The organism is Rufibacter ruber, assembly GCF_001647275.1.
GTDB classification, from domain to species: domain Bacteria; phylum Bacteroidota; class Bacteroidia; order Cytophagales; family Hymenobacteraceae; genus Nibribacter; species Nibribacter ruber_C.
The window spans coordinates 1-20773 of the sequence record NZ_LRMM01000070.1 but is presented as its reverse complement, the minus strand read 5'-3'; the positions used below and the strand labels follow the sequence as shown (position 1 = coordinate 20773).

Annotated in this window: 20 protein-coding genes; 12 read left to right on the top strand and 8 right to left on the bottom strand. The window is 53.7% G+C overall.

Annotation, left to right across the window (positions count from 1 at the left end):
- Positions 1-78 precede the first annotated feature (78 nt).
- From A8O25_RS19045 to A8O25_RS19030, 3 genes are all read left to right on the top strand, one after another.
- On the top strand, positions 79-636 hold the full coding sequence (locus tag A8O25_RS19045; RefSeq protein ID WP_066838376.1) for an NUDIX hydrolase: 558 nt from the start codon (positions 79-81) through the stop codon (positions 634-636).
- Between the two features lie 163 nt (positions 637-799).
- Entirely contained in the window at positions 800-1378 is a 579-nt protein-coding gene (locus A8O25_RS19040; RefSeq protein ID WP_066838373.1) for a Pycsar system effector family protein, read from the top strand.
- A gap of 414 nt (positions 1379-1792) precedes the next feature.
- Entirely contained in the window at positions 1793-3145 is a 1353-nt protein-coding gene (locus tag A8O25_RS19030; RefSeq protein WP_066838367.1) for a DUF2254 domain-containing protein, read from the top strand.
- 35 nt (positions 3146-3180) lie between these two features.
- Here the strand turns inward: A8O25_RS19030 and A8O25_RS19025 are convergent, their stop codons facing one another.
- The 5 genes from A8O25_RS19025 to A8O25_RS19005 all read right to left on the bottom strand — a co-directional run bounded on the left by A8O25_RS19025 (position 3181) and on the right by A8O25_RS19005 (position 9397).
- A complete protein-coding gene (locus tag A8O25_RS19025; protein WP_066838364.1) occupies positions 3181-3465 on the bottom strand; it encodes a hypothetical protein in 285 nt (94 codons plus the stop codon).
- A gap of 8 nt (positions 3466-3473) precedes the next feature.
- Entirely contained in the window at positions 3474-4016 is a 543-nt protein-coding gene (locus tag A8O25_RS19020) for a gamma carbonic anhydrase family protein (protein ID WP_066838361.1), read from the bottom strand.
- A gap of 277 nt (positions 4017-4293) precedes the next feature.
- Positions 4294-5274, bottom strand: coding sequence for a radical SAM protein (locus A8O25_RS19015; RefSeq protein WP_066838353.1), 981 nt, complete (start codon positions 5272-5274; stop codon positions 4294-4296).
- Positions 5275-5759: 485 nt separating this feature from the next.
- On the bottom strand, positions 5760-8207 hold the full coding sequence (locus A8O25_RS19010; RefSeq protein ID WP_066838351.1) for a TonB-dependent receptor: 2448 nt from the start codon (positions 8205-8207) through the stop codon (positions 5760-5762).
- Between the two features lie 482 nt (positions 8208-8689).
- Positions 8690-9397: an endonuclease III domain-containing protein gene (locus tag A8O25_RS19005; RefSeq protein WP_066838344.1), complete on the bottom strand. Its 708-nt coding sequence runs from the start codon at positions 9395-9397 to the stop codon at positions 8690-8692.
- Positions 9398-9486: 89 nt separating this feature from the next.
- On the opposite strand from A8O25_RS19005, the gene A8O25_RS19000 reads away from it, so the two are divergent.
- Positions 9487-10212 (top strand): MBL fold metallo-hydrolase, encoded by a 726-nt coding sequence (locus A8O25_RS19000; RefSeq protein ID WP_066838342.1) that lies wholly within the window; start codon positions 9487-9489, stop codon positions 10210-10212.
- A gap of 94 nt (positions 10213-10306) precedes the next feature.
- Entirely contained in the window at positions 10307-10948 is a 642-nt protein-coding gene (locus tag A8O25_RS18995) for a DUF2238 domain-containing protein (protein ID WP_066838340.1), read from the top strand.
- A gap of 62 nt (positions 10949-11010) precedes the next feature.
- Here A8O25_RS18995 and A8O25_RS18990 read toward each other — a convergent pair whose 3' ends face one another.
- The 3 genes from A8O25_RS18990 to accD all read right to left on the bottom strand — a co-directional run bounded on the left by A8O25_RS18990 (position 11011) and on the right by accD (position 13518).
- The gene (locus A8O25_RS18990) at positions 11011-11559 is read right to left on the bottom strand and encodes a hypothetical protein (RefSeq protein WP_066838338.1); all 549 of its coding nucleotides are present in this window, start codon (positions 11557-11559) and stop codon (positions 11011-11013) included.
- 149 nt (positions 11560-11708) lie between these two features.
- Positions 11709-12425, bottom strand: a complete 717-nt coding sequence (locus tag A8O25_RS18985) for a YiaD family glycine zipper/OmpA-like lipoprotein (protein ID WP_066838336.1) — start codon at positions 12423-12425, stop codon at positions 11709-11711.
- A gap of 199 nt (positions 12426-12624) precedes the next feature.
- Entirely contained in the window at positions 12625-13518 is an 894-nt protein-coding gene (accD, locus tag A8O25_RS18980; protein ID WP_066838395.1) for an acetyl-CoA carboxylase, carboxyltransferase subunit beta, read from the bottom strand.
- A gap of 691 nt (positions 13519-14209) precedes the next feature.
- Between accD and A8O25_RS18975 the strand changes: the two genes are divergently transcribed.
- The 7 genes from A8O25_RS18975 (at position 14210) to A8O25_RS18950 (ending at position 20559) form a co-directional block, all read left to right on the top strand.
- Positions 14210-14920: an OmpA/MotB family protein gene (locus A8O25_RS18975; protein WP_153042833.1), complete on the top strand. Its 711-nt coding sequence runs from the start codon at positions 14210-14212 to the stop codon at positions 14918-14920.
- A gap of 253 nt (positions 14921-15173) precedes the next feature.
- Complete coding sequence (locus A8O25_RS18970; RefSeq protein ID WP_066838334.1) at positions 15174-16169, top strand: OmpA family protein; 996 nt, start codon at positions 15174-15176, stop codon at positions 16167-16169.
- A 134-nt stretch (positions 16170-16303) separates the two neighbouring features.
- Entirely contained in the window at positions 16304-16771 is a 468-nt protein-coding gene (locus tag A8O25_RS18965) for a MaoC family dehydratase (RefSeq protein WP_066838389.1), read from the top strand.
- Positions 16772-17567: 796 nt separating this feature from the next.
- Positions 17568-17735, top strand: coding sequence for a hypothetical protein (locus A8O25_RS23325; RefSeq protein ID WP_161947794.1), 168 nt, complete (start codon positions 17568-17570; stop codon positions 17733-17735).
- A gap of 65 nt (positions 17736-17800) precedes the next feature.
- Positions 17801-18658 carry an RtcB family protein gene (locus tag A8O25_RS18960; protein ID WP_206598708.1) on the top strand — a complete coding sequence of 286 codons (858 nt, stop codon included), beginning with the start codon at positions 17801-17803 and terminating at the stop codon, positions 18656-18658.
- A gap of 2 nt (positions 18659-18660) precedes the next feature.
- Positions 18661-19275, top strand: coding sequence for a peptide chain release factor H (prfH, locus tag A8O25_RS18955; protein WP_066838332.1), 615 nt, complete (start codon positions 18661-18663; stop codon positions 19273-19275).
- Between the two features lie 216 nt (positions 19276-19491).
- Entirely contained in the window at positions 19492-20559 is a 1068-nt protein-coding gene (locus tag A8O25_RS18950) for an NADH:flavin oxidoreductase/NADH oxidase (RefSeq protein WP_074987999.1), read from the top strand.
- Positions 20560-20773: the final 214 nt, after the last annotated feature.

The window sequence follows — 20773 nt, the reverse complement described above, 5'->3', positions numbered from 1 at the left end:
GGTAATGTCTGTTTTTGGCCTGTTTTCTGGAAAATATCCCAAAAACAGACATCTTTGCTTTTCACTATTTTTAAACCAATGTCTAGTCTGCGCCCCTGGCGATTGCTTCGCTCCCAGATTGCCTTTAAGCACAAATGGTACACCTTGCGCCGTGATGAGGTGGAACTGTCTAATGGCCACCGACTGGATGATTATTTTGTAAGTGAGCGGCCAGACGGCGCGTATGTCTTTCCGGTGACAGAGCAGCACGAGGTGCTGTTTGTGCGCCAGTACAAGCATGCCGCCGGCCAGGTGTTTCTGGAGCTGCCCGCCGGCTCTTTTTTCCCGGACCAGGAAGACGCCCAGGACGCCGCCACCCGCGAGCTGCTGGAGGAAACAGGTGCGGTGCTCACCCAGGAGCTGGTTCAGCTGGGCGTTCTCTATGACAACCCCGCCAAAGACACCAGCCGCATTCACCTGTTCCTGGCCCAGAACGTGCGGGTAGAGCAGCCCCAGAAACTGGATTTGACCGAGGAGATTGAAGTGGTGCGGGTGCCTTTGCCCCAGGTGTTGCCGCTGGTCATGCAGGGCAAGGTCTGCGTCTCCGGCTCAGTAGCCCTCTGTTTCCTGGCCTTGCAGAAGCTGGGGATGGCGTAAATGCCCGGTGGGCGAAGGGTTGTACAATAAAAAGTTTTGTTGAAACTCAACTTCGGCCGTTGAACGTAGTATAGGGGTAACAGATAGCGCGGCCACTCCCTGAAAGTAGCGTAACCGCTTTCTTAGAAATTGAACCCATCCCCACCATACACCAAGATGTTCCATGGCCGAGGCACCAGAGGAAAAGCGTACTCCTGAGCAAAAAGAGAAGAAACCTAAAAAGTCAAGGAGAGGGGTGGAAACCCTTTTCAGAATCACGGCGGCCAACCAGATGCGCCTCAGTGACATGGCAGATAACAAGGCCCATATCCTGCTGACCATCAACTCCATTATAGTGTCTGTGCTGCTGTCTGTGCTGTTCAGAAAACTGGAGGAGGAGCCAGAGCTGTTGATTCCCAGCATTCTCTTTTTAACCACCTCTCTGGTTACCATTGTCATGGCCATACTGGTCACCATGCCCAGAATCAGGAAGAACAACCCCACGCCGCCCGCCCCGGCAGGCAGCAAGGTCAACCTTCTCTTTTTCGGTGATTTTTACAGCATGAGCCTGCTGGAGTATGAAAAGGAGTTCACCAGCCTCATGGAAGATTCACCCGCCATGTATAGCAGCATGATCAAAGACAATTACCACCTGGGGGTGGTGCTGCAGAAGAAATACACCAGCCTGCGGGTGGCATACCTGTTCTTCATGATAGGCTTTATTGTTTCGGCCCTCTCATTTGTGGTGACCCAGATTACCTGACCCTGGGCACACCGGTTGCCTGGCGGCAGAGCAGCCCGCAGACGCACGCCTGTTTCCGGGCTTTTTTTGGAAAACAGCCCGGAAACAGAAAGGTACCTTCGGTTGAAAATCAGGAAGATGTCAGGTTTTTTTTTAGTCTCTGGCGCAAACGTATGCTGGTGCCTTTACAGGCCAGAAAGCTTCTGTTTCCGGGCTGTTTTTGGGAAAGCAGCCCAAACTGTGGGCCCAAGCCCATGCCTGCGCCAGCCAAGGCCCTCTACGTGCAGAAAACGGAAAACTTTAATCAGGGTCTGTCCGGCCCTTTGCCAACCGCCCAGCAGCCAAGAATAAATACGGATTTTTAGAACGCTATTTTCAGTAGTTATTCCCCATCTCGGCACCAGCTTCTTGCGTTTTATAGAGCCACTACGCGCCATGAACAGACTCTATAAAAGGTTTTACCAGGTATTTCTTTCCGTCTCCAGCAGCATTGCCCTGTGGCCTACGGTCATTGCGGCTCTGTTTCTACTGTTAGGCTTCTTCACTTTTTATTTTGAGCGAACGCCCGCAGGAATTTACCTGGAGAAACAACTGGGGTTCATCAACAGTGAGCCTGAAAACGCCCGCCTCATTTTGAACACCGTTGTCTCAGGGATTATTTCGCTGCTGGTGTTCAGTTTTTCAATGGTGATGATTGTGCTGGGGCAGGCTACCTCCCACCTTTCACCGCGCGTAATCCCAGGGCTTATCTCCCAGAAAACCAACCAGGTGGTGTTGGGCATATACGTAGGCACCATCTTGTATACCCTTATCCTGATCCTCAGCTTCAAACCCGGCGAAGAAAACACCAGTGTGCCTGTTCTGGGCGTTTTGCTCACGGTTTTGTTTGGTATCACCTGCGTGAGCCTTTTTGTCTACTTCATCCACACCATCTCCCGCGCCATTAAGCCAGACACTATCCTGACCCGCATATACAAAGCCAGCCAGGCGGCCTTGAGAAAAGAGGTACAAGGCACCAGTGAAAACCAGGCCCTGCGCACAGCCATGAACACAGAGAAATGGTTTGAGCTCCCCAGCAAGGAAGGCGGCTACCTGAGGCAGATAGAAATTGAGAACCTGAACCGCATTGCCAAACGGGAAGACCTGATGATTGAGATTCCTGTCTCTATTGGTAAATTCATTGTGCCCGGCTTACCGTTTTTACGCCTGAACAAAGACATACGGGAGAACGAATCACTGCATGACGCCATTCAGGACTGTTTTATTTTTTCGTTGGAGGAAGTGTTGGTATTTAGTTTTGAGACGGGGCTTAGGCAAATCTCAGAGGTGGCGGTCAAGGCCCTGAGCCCGGGCATCAATGACCCCGGCACGGCACTGAGCGCCATTGATTTCCTCACGTTGCTTTTCCTGCAGCGCATGGAAGCCATTGCCCCCAACTGTCTCCTGGATGAGCACCAGCAGGTGCGTATCATCAAGCACCCTACCCCGCTGCAAGACCTGCTCTACCGTTTCCTCACCCCTATCAGAACCTATGGCAAAGCAGATGTGATGGTGGTGCGCAAACTGCTTCTGTGCCTGAACCACCTGCTGTACGCCGACCTCCAAAATCAGGCCCATACCGTAGTGCTGTCTGAACAAATCAAAGCGATCAGGGATGATGCCGACCAGAGCCTCCAAAACCCGAAAGACCGGGACCAGATTGACCTGGTGTTGCAGGACCTTAATCAGCATTTCCACACCTCTGCAGATAAAATCACGCTGTTATCTGGCACTCCGGCCCACGCATAAACCCCTCCTTTACAGAAGCAGAAAACCCAGCACCGCTACAGAAACACCTGCACCAGCTGCTCCCATTCTTGCTGTAACGTGTTTGCCGGGCGCTTTTTCCCGGCACGGCGGTACCAGTAATCTGCGTTCCAGAGGTCGCCTTCCTGGCGGTGCAGATACGCGTGAATCCAGGCGGCATTCGCATCAGGCAGGTCCTGGATCAATTCATGGGCACGCTCCCAGTTCCCCTGCGCATCATGCCACAGTGCCTGCAGGTACACAGACGCCCCTGCAGGTGGCATAGGTTCTGACAGACTCTCCTGGAAGGCTACAAATTCCATGATAGCATTTATTGGGCAGAGTTTTCCCGGCCGCCCTCCCCCTCCTGAAACCAGCTGGCGTACATCACATAGTTATCGGCGGTTTTGGCCATGCCGGCAATTTGTTCGGGCGTGAGGGCTTTCACTTTTTTGGCAGGCACGCCGGCGTAGATGTGGCCGCTCTCGCAGACGGTATTTTCCAGCACCACCGCTCCGGCCGCCACAATGCAATGCTGTTGCACCACCGCGTTGTCCATGACAATAGCGCCCATGCCAATGAGTACGTTGTCTTCTACGGTGCAGCCGTGTACCAGCGCATTGTGTCCAATACTCACATTACTGCCAATGGTGGTGGGTGCTTTCTGGTACGTGCAGTGAATAACCGCCCCATCCTGAATATTGGTCTTGTTCCCGATTCTGATACGGTGCACATCTCCCCTGATGACCGCGTTAAACCAGACGGTACATTGGTCGCCCAAGACTACATCGCCCACAATGGTGGCGTTGGGGGCCATAAAACAATCTTGGCCAATGGTGGGGTGAATCCCCTTTACAGGAAGCAGCAGCGGCATAATTATAATTAGGAATTGGGAATTAGGAATGAACCAAAGTTAGCAAGTGTAGCGGAGAAGTAATTCAGGAATAACCCTGTTTTTGACCTGATTTTCAGAAAACAGGTCAAAAACAGAAAATATAGATTCCCACGCCTGGGAAGGAAACTCTCAAGGTTGTAGCCGATGAAATTTCAGAGTCGCGGTTTTGGCTTGTTTTTAGGAAAACAGCCCGGAAACGCAAACTTCACTTATGTACTTTTGAGTACCTGCTACTTGATACTTGATACCTGCTACTTTAAGAAAGCATACGCTTCCATGTGCCTTTGTGCAGGTTGTATTTGAGGGTGCTGGGCAGGGCTTTCCACCAATAGCGGCTCATCTCTACCGCGAAGCTGGGTTGCATGTAGCAGTTGATGGTGCAGCCTTCGCAGGCGGGCAGGCGGCCTTCCAGGGCAATGAGTTGCTTGACTTCTTTGGATTTGTAGAGCTCGTAGAGGTTGCCTTCAATCGGGAATTTCTGCGCGCCCAGGTGGTAACACGGCAGCACCAACTCATTCTCCGGCGAAATCACCAAGGTGGAGCTGGCGGCTTTGCAGACAGGTTTGTCAATGTGGTTGCCGCCGTCTTTGCGCAGTTGAATGAAAGCTTCGTTCAGGTACACCCATTTCTGCTTGCTGAATTTCACCAGATAATCCAGTTCTTCCTCTGAAAGCTGGTCCCCGGTTTCTACCTGATTGTACTCAAAGGCAGGGTTCAGGAGCAGCATGAGCTTGTTGGGTACGCAGATTTCGTGGTACACGCGCTCAATCTGGTGCAGGTTGTGCTTGAAAACCGTGAACAGAATATCAGGCCGCTCGCCCAGGCTTTTGGCTACGTTGATGGACTCCAGCACAAAGTCAAAGCACGCCACCCCGCGCCCGGCGTCATGTTCGTCCTTGTCGGCCGAGTCAAGGGAGAAATGCAGCATGTCTACCTTGCCTTTCAGCCGCTCGGCCCACTTGGGGTACAGCATTCCATTGGTAGTCAACGTGGTAATAAACCCGAAACTGTGCGCCAACGCCAGGAACTGGTCAATCTGCCGGTGCAGCAGCGGCTCGCCGCCCGTAAAATCCACCACGTTCACCCCCAGTTTGCGCAGGTCGCTCAGGTTCTGCCGCACGTCTTCCAGCTCAATGTACGGCGACGGCTTCTCCCAAATGTCACAGAACGAGCACTTGGCGTTGCAGCGGTACGTCACGTAGTAATTGGCCAGAACGGGGTGAGGAATTAAGCGCATAGGTTGAGAATTACGGCGGCCTTGGCACCTGCAAGGTAAACAGAACATACGGATTTCACCCGCTCCCCAGTTTTACCCCGAGGTTAACTTTCAGTAAAATCATCTCCCGGGAAGGCGAAGACCCGCTTTTCAAGTATCCCAATTCCTATTTTCGGCCTGTTTTTCTAAAAACAGCCCGAAAATAGGAATCTCATGATTCCAACGCTCTTCCAGAGTTCTACTCAACGCTCTTCAACGCTCTTCCGGAGTTCTACTCCGGAAGCAACCTGCCGGGGAGTTCTACTCCCCTTCTTTTGCCCGCGGTTCCCAGCGGAGTGGAACTCCGCAGCAGATAAGCTCGGGAGTGGAACTCCCGTACAGCAAAAGGAGCATTAACAGAAAAGTTCTCTTTAAGGTAAATCGTTTTTATCTTCACTTCCCCAAAACAGCCCCAAAACGCATCAGCAGAAAAGCCCCTCTCCGTGGGAGAGGGGTTGGGGTGAGGTCTAAAACTCCAGCACAAACCCCACACTAGGTAAAAACGTCACATCATCTTCGTCCAGAATCAATGGAATAGCGTTGCTGCCGTTGGATTGCAGCGGCTGGCCGTCTGTAGTGGCGAAACCGGTGTTATCTGCGGTGCGCTGGAACGTGTACTGCGGCAGGCTTGGACCTTTAAACCGGAAGATGTTCTGGATATCCACGTACAAGTCAAGCGTGGTGCGTTTGTAGTTCCATTTCTTGTCCAGGCGTACGTCCAGCTGCTGGAAAGAGCGCAACCGGAGCGTGTTCAGGCGGTCATAGTCCAGCAGGCCAGTGCCCAGAGAGGCGTAATTCTGTTGCGAGGCCTCCAGGTCAAACGGCGTGTAGGGCGAGCCTCCGGCGAAGCGGTATTTCCCGCCCAGTTCCCAGTTCTTGCCAAACTGCCAGCCCAGCAACGCCGACACCAGGTGCCGGTTATCCCACGCCGAGGCGATGTAGTTGTCATTGTTCAGCCCCGTAAACTCGCTGCGCACTAGTGTGTAAGAAAATAAGCCGTACAGACCGCGGGTGAGTTTCTGCTGAAAAAAGAATTCGGCCCCGTAGGCGCGTCCTTTGCCTACGCTGGCCACCGCCTCGTTCCCAATCGCCCCGAACTCAATGCCCTGGTTCGCCAGAGAAACGCCATCGCGCAGAGAAACTGGGTAATTGCCGTAGCGTTTGTAGAAACCTTCTACGGTGAGGCGGTTGGCAATGGACGGCAGAAACTCGACGCCTGCCACGTAGTGCGTGGACTTGATGTAGTCGCTGTTTTTATTGGCGTAGGCACCCGTGGCATCTTTATAGCCCAGCACCGTGTAAATAGGCAGGCGGTAATACGTGCCCACCGAGGCGTTCAGTTTCCAGCGGTCGGCAAGGGCGTAAGACGCAGATGCCCGCGGCGAGAGCGTCTCCAGCGGGTTGTTGCCATCGGTGGTGAACGAGTTCATGTCTGAGCGAACGCCTAAAGACAAACTTAACTTATCTTCAAAGAAGCTCTTTGACGTTTGCCCGTACACGCCGTAGCGGAAGAAATTCAAGTCGGTGTCGAAATCCAGCACCACGCGGGGCTGCACCACGGTACCGTTCTGGTCAAGCACTTCCTGCCGTATCTGGCTGAAAAAATCATTCGTATAGCCCACGTACTGGCCAATGGCGCCGTACGAGAACTTCCAACTGCCTACAAACTTGTTCACGTCCACCCGCAGCTTGTTCTCCTTTTCCTGCGACCGCGCCTTGAGCACCCTCCTTGATTCATCGCCGTACTGCGCGTCCTCAAAGCGGTCCAGGCGGTTCTCAAACACGTTCCGGCTGAGAGACACCTGCACAAATCCGTTCTCCAAAGAGCGCTTCAAACTCGCCCCCACCGTGTAATTCCACTGGTTGATGAGCGGGTTAGACCGCAGCGCGTATTCTTTCTCCGGACTAGATTCCTTGGGCACCGCGAAGCTGAATTCGTCAATAGCGCCAATACCCAGCGCGGTGAGCGTGGTTTTAGAATCCAGCTGATGCGTGACCTTGTACTGGAAATCCCAGTAATTGGGCCTAATGGGCAGGTCAATGGCTTTGAACAGCAATTGCAAATAAGAGCGGCGTGCCGAAGCCAGGAACGTGGTTTTAGGCGCAAGCGGACCTTCCAGCGTAGCGGCCAACTCGGTCGCGCTCAACCGCACGTTGCCTTGCAGGCGGTCGGGGTTGCCGTCGCGCTGCCTAAACTGGAACACGCTGGAGAGGGCATTGTCATAGCGGGCGTCAAAGGCGCTGGTGCTCAGGGTCACGTCTTCAATAAACGACACGTTCAAAATGCCCTGCGGACCGCCGCTGCTGCCCTGCGTAGAAAAGTGGTTGATGACCGGTATCTCAATGCCGTCCAGGAAAAACACGTTCTCGCCGGGCCCGCCGCCCCTGATCACGATGTCGTTCCGGAAACCGGCGCCCGTGCTGCCCGCCCCGGCCACACCCGGCAACGTCTGAATTACGCGGGAAATATCAAAATTCCCGCCGGGGTTGCTCTTGATTTCCTCACTGCTGAGACTCTGCACACTCAGCGGCGTCTCCAGCGTAGCCACCCGTATGGAGCGGTCAAACGTAATATTCACCTCGTCTAAGCGGTTCTGGCTGGGCGTGAGCTCTAAATTAAGCGTAAGGGCGTTGCCCGACGTCACGGGAATATTGTAGCGCGTCACGGGCTCGTAGCCCAGGAAAGAAGCCTTAATGTTGTAGCTGCCCGTGGGCACGTTCTCCAGCCGGTAACGCCCCTGTGCATCTGTGGCGGCGGCCACGGTGGTGCCTTCCAACTGCACGGTGGCGCCAATAACGGGTTCCTGGGTATTCCGGTCCCGTACTACGCCCGTGATTCTCCCGGTGCTTTGAGCAAGGATCTGAACCGATGTTATAAAAAAGAAAGCAAAGAAAAACGTATAGAATTTAGCCATATGACAGTGAAGAAAGCGCTTGCTGTTTGAGGTTGCAAACTAGCAACACTTATATTTTGTTTTACAGATATAAAGAATAAACTTCCGTTTTTGGCCTACTTTTCGTAAAACAGCCCGAAAGCGGAAACCTAAGGTTTTACCTTCAGAATGTCTACGGCATACATGTCCGGTTGTGCATCCGTTTTTGGCCTACTTTACGTAAATCAGCCCGGAAACAGAAGTATTTTATCACATGTATCGTCCCCCTTTGAAGGGGGTAGGGGATGACAAAGGCAGTTGAAGAACCGTTTGCTTCAGATAAATGAAACGGGAAAATGAGTCTCGGGAATGCGTGACTCTACAAAAGCAATCCAGCACGGGTAATCATCCCCTCCCCCCTTCAAAAGGGGACGAGAGTGCGTGGAAAGAATCCACAACAAGCAATAAACTATTAATCCGTTTCCGGCCTGTTTTTCCCAAAACAGCCCCAAAACGCAAGCGATTCACCGGTCAATGCCTTTGCTCCGGACTTCTTCATAATAATTGCACAGGTCTTGGAGTACGCACTGTTCGCATTTGGGCGCACGCCAGGTACAGATTCTCTGGCCGTGTCTGAGCAGGTGGCGGTGAAAGTTATACAGCACATGGGCCTCTGGCGGCAACATCTCCAGCAGGGTCTGGTGCGCTTTGTCATGGGTCACGGTGGCCCCAATCAACCCCACCCGCTGGCTCACCCGGTGTACGTGCGTGTCTACGGGCAGTACCGGTTTCTGGAAGTTGAACAGCAGCACCAGGGTGGCCGTCTTCAGCCCCACGCCCGGCAGCGCCATGAGCCAGTCCAGCGCCTCCGGCACGTCCAGGTCCCGCAGAAACTCCAGGGAAAAATCTGGGTGCTCCCGCTCAATGAGGCGCAGGGCTTTCTGAATGTTTTCGGCCTTGGCCCCGGGAAACTTGGCGGGTGAGAGGGCGTCTGCCAGCTCCTCAAACGGGGCATTGATGACGTCTTGCCACGTGGGGAACCTCTCCAGCATCTGGAAATACGCTTTCTCCTCATTGGCGTGGGTGGTGCGGTGTGAAAGCATGGTGGAAATCAGCTCCCGCATGGGCTCCCGCCGGGGCTCGCCCGAAAGAAGGCCCAACGCCTCATTCAGGCGCAGGTGCACCTGCCATGTTTTCTCCTGGGGGGACAGTTCCCGGGCGGGGTTAGTCATAGGCCAAATCTTTTGCCTTCAAACGGTCTCCTTTTTGCAAAGTTTACGTAAAAGGCAGGTGGCACAAAACTTAACGCGGTAGGTATAGCATGAAATTTACGTTTTTAGGGACTGGTGGCGCCTTTGACATTGAGTTTGGCAACTCTGCCGCCTTGGTAGAATTCAAAACCCACACCATTCTGCTGGACTGCGGGTTTACGGTGTACCCGGTTTTACGGGCCAACCAGCTGACCCGGGGTATTCAATACATCTTATTGACGCACCTGCACAATGACCACACCGGCAGCCTGGCCAACATCCTGCTGCACTGCCATTTCTTCAACACCAACTGCCGGCCCGCTATTCTGTACCCAGATGATGATTTCAGAGATGAGATCTATGAGTTTCTGCGCCTGCAGCTGCAGAAACCAGAGAAGTATGTAGATTTTGTGCCGCTTTCAGAGCTGCCCGGCATCACCGCCGTTGACACCTTTGGGCAGCATGCCGACAACCTGCAGACCTATGCCTACATCTTTGAGGAGAACGGCCAGCGTATTGCCTATTCTGGGGACATGGGCCAGCCCGAAGCCTTTTACGCGTACCTGCGCGGCATGCCCCCCAAGCCCACCACGGTTTTCCAGGACATCACCTTTGACGAGGCGAACAGCGCCCATACCTACTACAAACGCCTGATTCCGCTGGCCAACGGCTATGAGTTGTTTGGCTACCACTGCAACCCGGGCAAGAGCCCTGAAGACAATCCATTCCCGCTTGTGCAGCAGCAGCCTTCCCTTATGCTGCCGGGGCTGGTAGAGGAAACTGCACGCCTGTCATAGCCGGCCCTTGGTAAATAAAAGCAGGCATGGTCTCTCCGGGCACGGTAAACATTTCACCGCATCTGCTATCTTGCACCAATAACAGCAGAATCGCATGAGTTTTTCCTTCGCGCCAGACCAGGAACGCAACCACTACAAGAAGAACCTTTTACTGATTGCCTACTCTCTGGTTTTTGCCCTGTACTGGGCCTACACCGGTTTCAACACCCCAGACCTGAACAACTGGTGGCTGGAGAACACCCTCACGTTTACTGCCATTATTCTGCTGGTGGCGTTTTACAAACATTTCCAGTTCTCTGATTTCAGCTACACCTGCCTTTTTCTCTTTATGATGCTGCACGTGTACGGGAGCCAGTACACTTATGCCGAAAACCCCTTTGGGTACTGGGTGAAAGACGAGCTGGACCTGCAGCGCAACCATTATGACCGGCTGGTGCACTTCGGGTTTGGGTTTCTGCTGTCTTACCCCATGCACGAGGTGCTGTGGCGGGTGACCCGCATGCGGCCGCTGTTCACCTACCTTCTGCCCGTTGACTTTGCCATTAGTTTTGGGGCGGTCTATGAACTCATTGAATGGTCTGTGGCTGATATCTTCTTCCCCGCCCAGGGCATGGCGTATTTAGGAACGCAGGGCGATGTCTGGGATGCCCAGAAAGACATTGCCCTGGCTGCCTTCGGCGCAGCCCTTACCATGCTGGCCGTGGGTCTGACCAGAAAAAAGAACCCTCACCGGTAAACAACTTTCTGTTTTTGAGCTGCTTTTCTGAAAACAGGCCAAAAACAGACTGCTATCATTGCTTAGTCCGGTTTGACTTTAATGTCATTGCCTTCTATCTTCACTTTGCCTCTGGCCGTCTCTATTTTTGTCTCTTCCTGGTTGATGTTAATTTTGGTGTGACCGGAAACATATTTCACCTCACCTACGGCCTTTCTGTAATAATGCTGGCGCTTGAGCCAGTATTGCTTCACCCCTTCCAGACCCATGCTGCCGGTTAGGCGGGCGTCTCTACGTAGTGCCTGCTGTACCTCTTTTTGAGTAGGCCTGGTATATCTTTTTTTCACTGCCACCTTGCTGGCAGGCTTCACAGAATTGGTTTCTGCTGAGGAGACGGGGGCAACGCCTGCGCCGGAAGATGAGGTTTCTGCCGCTGCCTCACGTTCACCCATTCGCTCTGCCTCACCCGCCGCCCCCCGGTCTGTCTCTACCCTATCTGCTATAAGGGGCGCCGGTTGGGCTGCGTCCTGCGCCAACACCAGGGTATCTCCTTTAGAGGCCACCGGTAGCTCAGCCAGAGACTCTTTGTCTTTTACGCGCTCACAGCCCAGCACCAGAAGGACTACTGCCATACACACTCCGCTCTGCCAGTTCTCCATAGAAATTCCCAGTTAAATAAGCCTAAAACGTACAGGACACGCAGGGGTTCACAGGTTCTTGGGCAAAAAAAGAAGGCTTGCCATTGCTGGCAAGCCTTCTTTTCATTCGTACTGCGTGTACTTTATTTGATCTCACCACGCTCAGCAGCTTTTTTCAGCTCTTCGCTGGCGAAGATGGCCACTTCTACACGGCGGTTCTGCTGACGACCGGCAGCGGTTGAGTTATCAGCCACCGGCTGGGTAGAACCGTACCCGCGGGTTTGCATACGGCTGGCCTCTACACCCAAAGATTGTGCGTAGTTGGCCACTGCCTGCGCTCTGCGCTCAGAAAGCGGCTGGTTGATGGCGTCTGTACCCGTGTTGTCTGCGTGGCCTTCAATCAACACGTTGGTGCCCGGGTATTTCTTCAGGGTCTCAGCCAGTTTCTGGATATCAGCCCTAGAAGAAGCCTGCAATTCTGCAGAGTTGGTGGCGAACAACAAGCCGGCGTCAAATGTTACTTTGATCCCCTCGCCTACACGCTCCACCTGGGCATTTTTCATTTCACGCTCCAGCTCCTCTGCCTGCTTGTCCATACGGCGGCCAATCACCGCGCCGGTGGTACCCCCTACCGCTGCCCCAATAATGGCGCCAGCAGCAGTGTTGCCGGCCATTTTACCAATGATACCGCCTACCACGGCGCCACCACCGGCTCCAATAATGCCGCCTTTGGCGGTTTTGCTCATGCCTTTATTTTGGGTACCGGTATTGCTGGTTGATCCTGTCTGGCTAGTTTGGCAAGAAGAGAAAATCAAGCTTCCTGCTAATAAGGCGGTTAATGATCCTTTCAGAAATTTCATAGTCTTGTGTTTTGGTTAATTAAAAGTGGTTAAAAAGGGTTTGCATCGCAGTTACATACTGATTCCAGCACAAAATGTTCAGATATAGCCGCAAATCTATATTGTTATCTGTAATAATCGTGCCAAAAAAATAAAAAGTGCGGGCCCTCCATTTCTTTTCTCTGGAGAGCCCGCACCCGGGGTAAATCAAAACGTAAAATTAGGCCAGACCGGCTTTGGCGGCAGGTGTGTTCTGCTCCTGCCCGGCCGCTGGGGCCAGCATAGAAATAAGGTTGGTAAGACGGTCTTTCAGTTCTTTGCGGTGCACAATAAAGTCTAAGAACCCGTGCTCCAGCACAAACTCGGCGCTCTGGAAGCCTTTGGGCAAGTCCTTGCCAATGGTCTCTTTGATCACGCGCGGGCCGGCAAACCCAATGAGCGCACCGGGCTCAGAGATATTGAAATCGCCCAGCATGGCGTAAGAGGCGGTCACCCCCCCGGTGGTGGGGTCTGTGAGCAGGGAGATATATGGGATTTTCTCTTCAGCCAGCAGGGCAAGTTTGGCAGAGGTTTTGGCCATCTGCATGAGCGAGAAACCAGCCTCCATCATACGTGCGCCCCCTGATTTGGAGATCATGAGGAACGGTATTCTGTGGGCGCGGCTGTAATCAATGGCACGGGCAATCTTCTCACCCACCACTGAGCCCATAGAGCCGCCAATGAAGTTGAAGTCCATACACGCCACCACCAGGTCAAGGCCGTTGATCTTGCCATGGGCAGAGCGCAGGGCGTCTTTCAGTTGGGTTTTGCGCTGGGTTTCCCTAATGCGGTCTGGGTACGCTTTGGTGTCTACAAAGTTGAGCGGGTCAGATGAACTCATGTTCTCATCCATCTCTTTGAACTCGTTCCCGTCAAACAGGATTTCAAAATACTCATGCGAGTTCACCCGGTCATGAAAGCTGCAGCTGGGGCAGGTATACAGGTTCTGGCGGTGCTCCGCCTTGCTGATAACCGTTTTACAGCAGGTACATTTATGCCATAACCCGTCTGGGGTTTCCTTCTTTTGCTCCGTAGGGGTAACAATTCCTTTTTCTACTCTTCTAAACCAAGACATACTGTATTCTTTTTCAACCATGAGGCCTTCTGGGGATGAAACCACGTGCGGTTCATAAACAAGCTTGCAAAGATAAAAAAGAAAAGATAGCTCCCTAACGCCCGTACGAAGAATCAACGGCTCCTTCTCTTTTCTAGTGGGTGTACCCGTTCTTTCTGTAAAAGTTTAGCATTTGCCCTGTACCAGGAAGATTCCCCCGCTCCTTTCCGCCTTGCCCCACTCTTGCCCATCGTACATCTTCTAACGCAGCAGCAACGGTGGCCGCGTAAACTCTTAACGCGGGCCCAGGTAATGAATTGGGCAGCTGCGCAGCCGAAGGGCAAAGCAAGGGTCTCCCCTCCCTCAACTGCTAGATACAACTACCACCCTGCGTGTTGGGGAATTACGCGCCACCTTATTCCCCATAATTAGAATAATTCAATAACCCCTGAATTAATGCGCAATACTCCTTTCAATACCAAATATTAACCCACCCTTAAAAGAGGCTTTCCCCTGATTTCAAACCCAAATAAACTGCTTTTTATACCTTTATAAATCACCAAGTTGTAACATAAATTATGTAATTTTGGCATCTATGGTATAATTATTCTTTATTTGCAGGCGTTACCATTGCAGGTCTTTGTCACCGGTGAGTGCAGGTAATTCGCCTGAATTCCTTTAAACAACAAACCCTTTATACTTAACTACCACTATGATCAAAACACGTTTCGCCTCTTCCGCCCTAGCCTTAGTATTGGGAGTCTCTGTACTGGGTTCTTGTGTCTCTTCAAAGAAATACAAAGAGCTGGAAGCAAGCAAAAACGCGCTGGAGCAAGAAAAAGCTGCCGCCCAGCGTAGCCTAGAGCAAGCCAACGCTGACTTGCGCGACCGCGATGCAAAACTGGCGCAGTACCAACAGCAGATTGCCCAGAAAGAAAGAATCCTGAACGAACTGAAAGCCTCTGTCAACAGCGCCCTGGCCGGTTTTCAGGAGCAGGGCCTGACCGTGAACATTAAAGACGGAAAAGTATATGTGACCATGCCGGAGAAACTGCTGTTTGCCACCGGTAGCACCAAAGTGAACCCTATTGGGCAGTCTGCCCTGGGCAAACTGGCCAACGCTATCAAATCACAGCGTGATACCGAAATCATGGTAGAAGGCCACACAGATGATGTAGCCGTAGCCGCAGACAACGTGACCTACAAAGACAACTGGGACCTGAGCGTGCTGCGTGCCACTGAGGTAACCCGCCTGTTGATCAACAACGGGGTGCCGCCGCAGATGGTGGTTCCCGCCGGCCGCGGCCAGTTCACCCCGGTAGCCATGACCCGCACCCCGGAGGCCCGTCAGAGCAACCGCCGTACAGAGATCATCCTGGCGCCTAACTTTGAGAAAATCCTGCAGTTGCTCCAGAACAACTAATTCTGCTGGGGGCAACCCGCAACAGAACCTGTCCTTTCACAGAAGCCGAGACTCCTCTCGGCTTCTGCTGTTTTAGGGCTGTTTTCAGAAAAACAGCCCTAAAACAGCAGACTGGCCTTGCGTAAGGAACCAGTACAATTATCTTTGCATACCTACCAATACTACACCCGGAAGTACGGCTGCAGGTGCTTGTGTAGAACGCCAACACCTGCCCACAACCATAAATCTATACCCATTCAAACAAAGTTCTGTCATGTTAAAGAAACCCTTGCTGCAGTATGCGAGTGTGGTGCTCCTCACCACCGGCCTCCTGGGCTCCTGCACCACCACCAAGAAATACAATGCCCTGCTGGCCCAGAAGGTACGCTTGGAAAAAGAAAAGGCAGACTGCCAGAGCAACCTTTCCAAATCAAACAAAGAACGCACCGACCTCAGCAAACAGGTGGCCGACCTGACCGAGTACCGCTCCCAGCTGGCGGCAGACACGGCGTTACTGGGCAGCACCCTGCGCAAAACCCAGAACCTCTACGGCGACCTCAGCAACACGTATGACAAGCTCATCAAGAACCATGACAAACTCATGGCCAACAGTGCGCTGGAGTCATCTAAGCTTTCTAAAGACCTGGCCCGCCGAGATGATGAGTTGAAAAAGCTCAGCGAGTCTCTCACCAAGAACCGCTCCCAGCTAGACCAGCTGAGCGCAGATCTCAAAGCCCGTGAAGAGCGCCTCAATGAGCTGGAGCGTATTCTGGCAGAAAAAGACAAAGCCGTGAACGCCCTTCGGGCGAAGGTGAGCAACGCCCTGTTGGGCTTCAACAGCAAAGACCTGAGCGTAGACGTGCGCAACGGCAAAGTGTATGTATCTCTGTCTGAGCAGCTGCTGTTCAAGTCTGGCAGCACCAAGGTAGACGCCAAAGGCCAGGATGCGCTGCGTAAACTGGCCGTTGCCCTCAAAGACCAGGAAGACGTGAACGTGGTGGTAGAAGGCCACACAGATGACGTGCCCATTGCGCGCGGCACCGCCGGCCTGCAAGACAACTGGGATTTGAGCGTTTTGCGCGCCACTGAGATTACCCGCATCTTAACCAATGCCGGCCTGGGCCGAACCAAAATCACCCCTTCCGGCCGCGCCGACAACGTGCCGTTAGATCCCGCCAAAACCGCTGAGGCCCGCCAGAAGAACCGCCGCACTGAGATCATTCTCACGCCTAAGCTAGATGAGCTGTTCCAGATTCTGGAGGCCAACTAAGACACTGCCAGCAGAAACAGCAGCTTCTTACCTGAGCGCCTAATGTTGCTGTTTTGGGCTTGTTTTCAGGAAAACACGTAAAAAACGCCGGCTCTCCCAGCCGGCGTTTTTCAAACCCCAACCACTATACCACCATGAGCAAAGTAATTATTAAAAGTTATGCTGATCTGCAGGCGTATGAAGGCCAGGAGATTGGCGTTTCAGAGTACCACACCATCACGCAGGAGCAGATCAGCCTGTTTGCAGACGCCACCCTGGACCACCAATGGATTCACCTGGACGCCGAGCGGGCGAAGACGGAATCCCCCTTCGGGAATACCATTGCCCACGGCTACCTCACGGTTTCTTTGTTGCCGTACCTCTGGGGCCAGATCATTAGCATTGAGAACCTCAAGATGCAGGTGAACTATGAGATAGAGAGCCTTCGGTTCAACCAGGCCGTGGTGGTGAACAGTGATGTGCGCCTGCGGGTGAAACTACTGAGCGCCAAAGACCTGCGCGGCGTGATCAAAGCCCAGCTGGAAGTAACCATGGAAATCAAAGACAGCCGCAAGCCCGCCTTTACCGGGGTCATCACCTTCCTGTACCACTTCAACGGGTAATCAAATTATATTCTATCCTACAGGAAACCCGAAGATGGTATAGCATCTTCGGGTTTTCTGTTTTTGGCCTGTTTTTATGAAAACAGGCCAAAAACACACTTACTAAGTTCCCGCTATCAAGCTTTCAGAGCAATTTCAACCGCTGATTTCCTCAGCCATGCAACTTTTTTTTGCCCGTCCCGAATAATCTCCTTAGCTTTGCCCCGGACAACTCCCTAACCGTCTACCATTTAGGCACAGGAGAACTAGCCATGTTAGCGCTACACCACATATCGCCCCTTTCGCTTCTTGCTTAGAAAAAGCAAGGCATCTCCATATTATCCATTTCCCTGGTGAACCGGAAGCCGTGAAGGCTAGTGCTTTGCTGTACCCATTTCTCAATTAGAATTTTCTAAGCCAAAAGCGTCTTCTCTACCCCACCGTTTCAGGTTTTTGACTTTTATTCAGGTGGGCCGGCTCCTTCCTTTCCCCAGATTTTCTAGCTGTGGTTTGGCCAGATAAGCAGCCGTTCCCTCTGTAGCCAAGAAAGCTATTGCCTGACAGACGGCCACACCCGGTAGTACTCTGCTTTGCGTTTTGGAGCTGTTTTCAGAAAAACAGGCCAGAAACGCACCTAATGCTCTGCCTGTTGCCGGGCACCTGTTTTTCACCTTTAAATTTCTACTCCTATGATGGTCTCCTATTATCCTTCCACTGGCCAGATTTCAGAAATCGGTCAGCTTTTACCAGAGCAGCAGTACCAAAGAGATGCTGCTCACCTTAAAAAGTTGAAGCAAAAAAGAAGAGAAAGAAGCCCATGGGCAACCAATCAATTAGATCAAAAGACCTGAGCAAGCTTGGGTACCGGAGTGATGTAGCACGCGGCCTGGCCATGAATCTGGCGGCCCGCCATTACAAGCACTCCACCAAAGAAGAAGTACTGGCGTTGCTGCAGGAGGTACTGCAGGAGCTGAAAAGTTTTTAGAGCATCTGGCCCTGGCCCCGCTGGCGCTAAAGCTGTGCCCGCCAAAAGAGAGTAAAGCCTTTGAGGTGCATGCCCTTCGGCCGAAGGCCGGGTTTACCAAAGTGTATGGCGGCCATGAGATAGAGGGTAGCGCCAAAAAACAGATGGAGCTGGCCATGCGGCTGCCCGTAGCGGTGCAGGGCGCGCTCATGCCAGACGCGCACGCGGGCTTCGGGCTGCCCATTGGCGGCGTGCTGGCCGTTGACAAGGCGGTGGTGCCGTACGCGGTGGGCGTAGACATTGGCTGTAGAATGGCCTTGTCAGTGTTTGACCTGCCAGAGAAATACCTGCTCACGCACACGTACCAGCTCAAGCAGGCCCTGAAGGAATTCACCCACTTTGGGATAACCGGGGGGCTGGAATTTATGCAGGAACACGAGGTGCTGGACAGCCCAGATTTCCAATTAACGCCTCTGCTCAGGAAACTGCACGGCAAAGCGGTGAAGCAACTGGGCTCCTCAGGCTCAGGAAACCATTTTGTGGAGTTCGGGTTGCTGGAGCTGTACGGGCAGAACCAACTGGGGCTTCCGGCGGGGAATTACCTGGCGCTGCTGTCGCACTCCGGCTCACGCGGCATGGGTGCGGCGGTGGCCAAACACTACACCCAGCTGGCCATGGAAGTCTGCAAGCTGCCCAGAGAGGCGCAGGCACTGGCGTGGCTATCCCTGGACTCTGAGGCGGGGCAGGAATACTGGCTCAGCATGAACCTGGCCGGAGACTACGCCCGCGCCTGCCATGACCGCATTCACCTGAACCTGGCGAAAGCGCTGGGTGAGAAACCGGTGGCCTACAAAGACATTGAGGCGGTGATGCAGGCGCAGAAGCAACTGGTAGAGGTGCACGGCAGGTTTTTGCCCAAGGTAGTTCGCATGAACAAAGAATAGCCATGCAGGAACAAATCATCCAGATTACCTCGGGCCAAGGGCCAGAGGAATGTGAACGGGTAGTGGCCAAGGTGCAGGAACTGTTTTTGAAAGAAGCCCGCGCCCAACAGTTGCACGCAGAGGTGCTGGAGTCAGTATTGGGTCATTTGCCCGGCACGCTCCTGTCTACCCTTATTTTGGTGAGCGGCACCCAAGTCTCCAGTTTTCTGGCCAGGTGGGTGGGAACGGTGCAGTGGGTGGCGCAAAGCCCCTTCCGGAGGTACCACAAGCGCAAAAACTGGTTTGTAGGCGTGCAGGCGGTGAATGCCCTGCAGGCATTGGCCTGGAACGAGCAGGACGTGGCATATGAAAGCATGCGGGCCAGTGGCCCCGGCGGCCAGCACGTGAATAAGACAGAGTCGGCGGTGCGGGCCCGGCACGTGCCGTCTGGCGTGACGGTGGTTGCCTCAGAGCGGCGGTCGCAGCACCAGAACAAGGCCGAAGCGCGGCTGCGGCTGCAGGAGAAACTACGCGCCTGGCAGGTACAACAAGCCGCCCAGCTGGCCAAAGAGCAATGGCAGCAGCACCAGGCTTTGGCCAGGGGCAACGCCGTGCGAACCTTTACTGACCGCTTATAACCCCAGGGCAGCAGCGGGAATCTGCCAGCGGTTCCCCTGCTGCCTTTTCACTTTGGGCGCGCCAGTTATTCTTCCCTAATGCCCCTGGTGCTATGCCCTTGCACTACTGTTCCTGTTTTTGGCCTGTTTTTGTAAAAACAGAAAAACAGGTTTTCCCTGCCCAGACCAACCTCTGCCCGAAATAGAGAGTATGTACATTAAAACCATTTCATGACCATGAGCCAATTATTCAGCCCGCTCCAGATAAAAGACATCACCTTTAAAAACAGAATTGCCGTTTCGCCCATGTGCCAGTACTCCAGCCAGGACGGTTTTGCCAATGACTGGCATCTGGTGCACCTGGGCAGCAAGGCCGTGGGCGGGGCTGGTTTAATACTACTGGAGGCTACCGGGGTTTCGCCCGAGGCGCGCATCACCCCAGACGATCTGGGGATCTGGAAAGAGGACCACCTGCCGGAACTCAAACGCATTGTCTCTTTTCTGAAAAGCCAGGGGGCCGTGCCGGGCATCCAGCTGGCCCACGCCGGCCGTAAAGCCAGCCACCGTTCCCCGTGGAAAGGCGGCACCGCCCTGCATCCCGGGGAGGAAGGCGCCTGGACCACGGTAGCCCCCAGCGCCCTGGCGTTTCAGGAAGGCGGCATCACGCCCCAGGCCTTAGACGAGGCAGGTATTCAAAAAGTGAAAGATGATTTCAGGGCCGCCGCCGCGCGCTCTTTAGAGGCCGGGTTTCAGGTGGTGGAGATTCACGCCGCCCACGGCTATCTGCTGCACCAGTTCTACTCCCCGCTCAGCAACCACCGCACAGACCAGTACGGCGGCTCCTTTGACAACCGCATCAGGCTGCTGCTGGAGGTAGTGCAAAGCGTGCAGGAAGTATGGCCGCCGCATCTTCCGCTGCTGGTGCGCCTCTCGGCCACTGACTGGACCCAAGGCGGCTGGACCGTAGAAGATTCTGTGGAACTGGCCAGGCGCCTGAAGGCCCAGGGGGTAGACCTGATTGACACCTCCACCGGCGGGAATGTGCCCACCGCCCAGATTCCGGCCGGGCCGAATTACCAGGTGCCCTTTGCCGAGCAGATCAGGAAAGAAGCCCATATCTTAACCGGCGCCGTGGGCATTATCACCCAGCCCGGGCAGGCCGAGGAAATCATTGCTTCGGGCAAAGCCGATCTGGTGCTCATTGCCCGGGAGTTCCTGCGTGACCCGCACTTCCCGCTGCACGCCGCCAAAGCCCTGGGCGTAGACGTGGCCTGGCCGGTGCAGTATGAGCGGGCCAAACGGTAAGACTCTCTTTCTGTTTTGGGGCAGTTTTCTCAAAAACAAGCCAAAAACGAGCTGCACTAGCTGGCGTTTTTGTTTTAGAGGGAGAAGGTTTCACGTGCCTGCCCCGCAACAAAGGCCACTGCATTTACTGTGGCGAAAATCTGCAGTGCGTGGCAGAAGCAAGGCGGTTGCTGGTCTTTACACCAATTTCTGTTTTCGGCCTGTTTTCACAAAA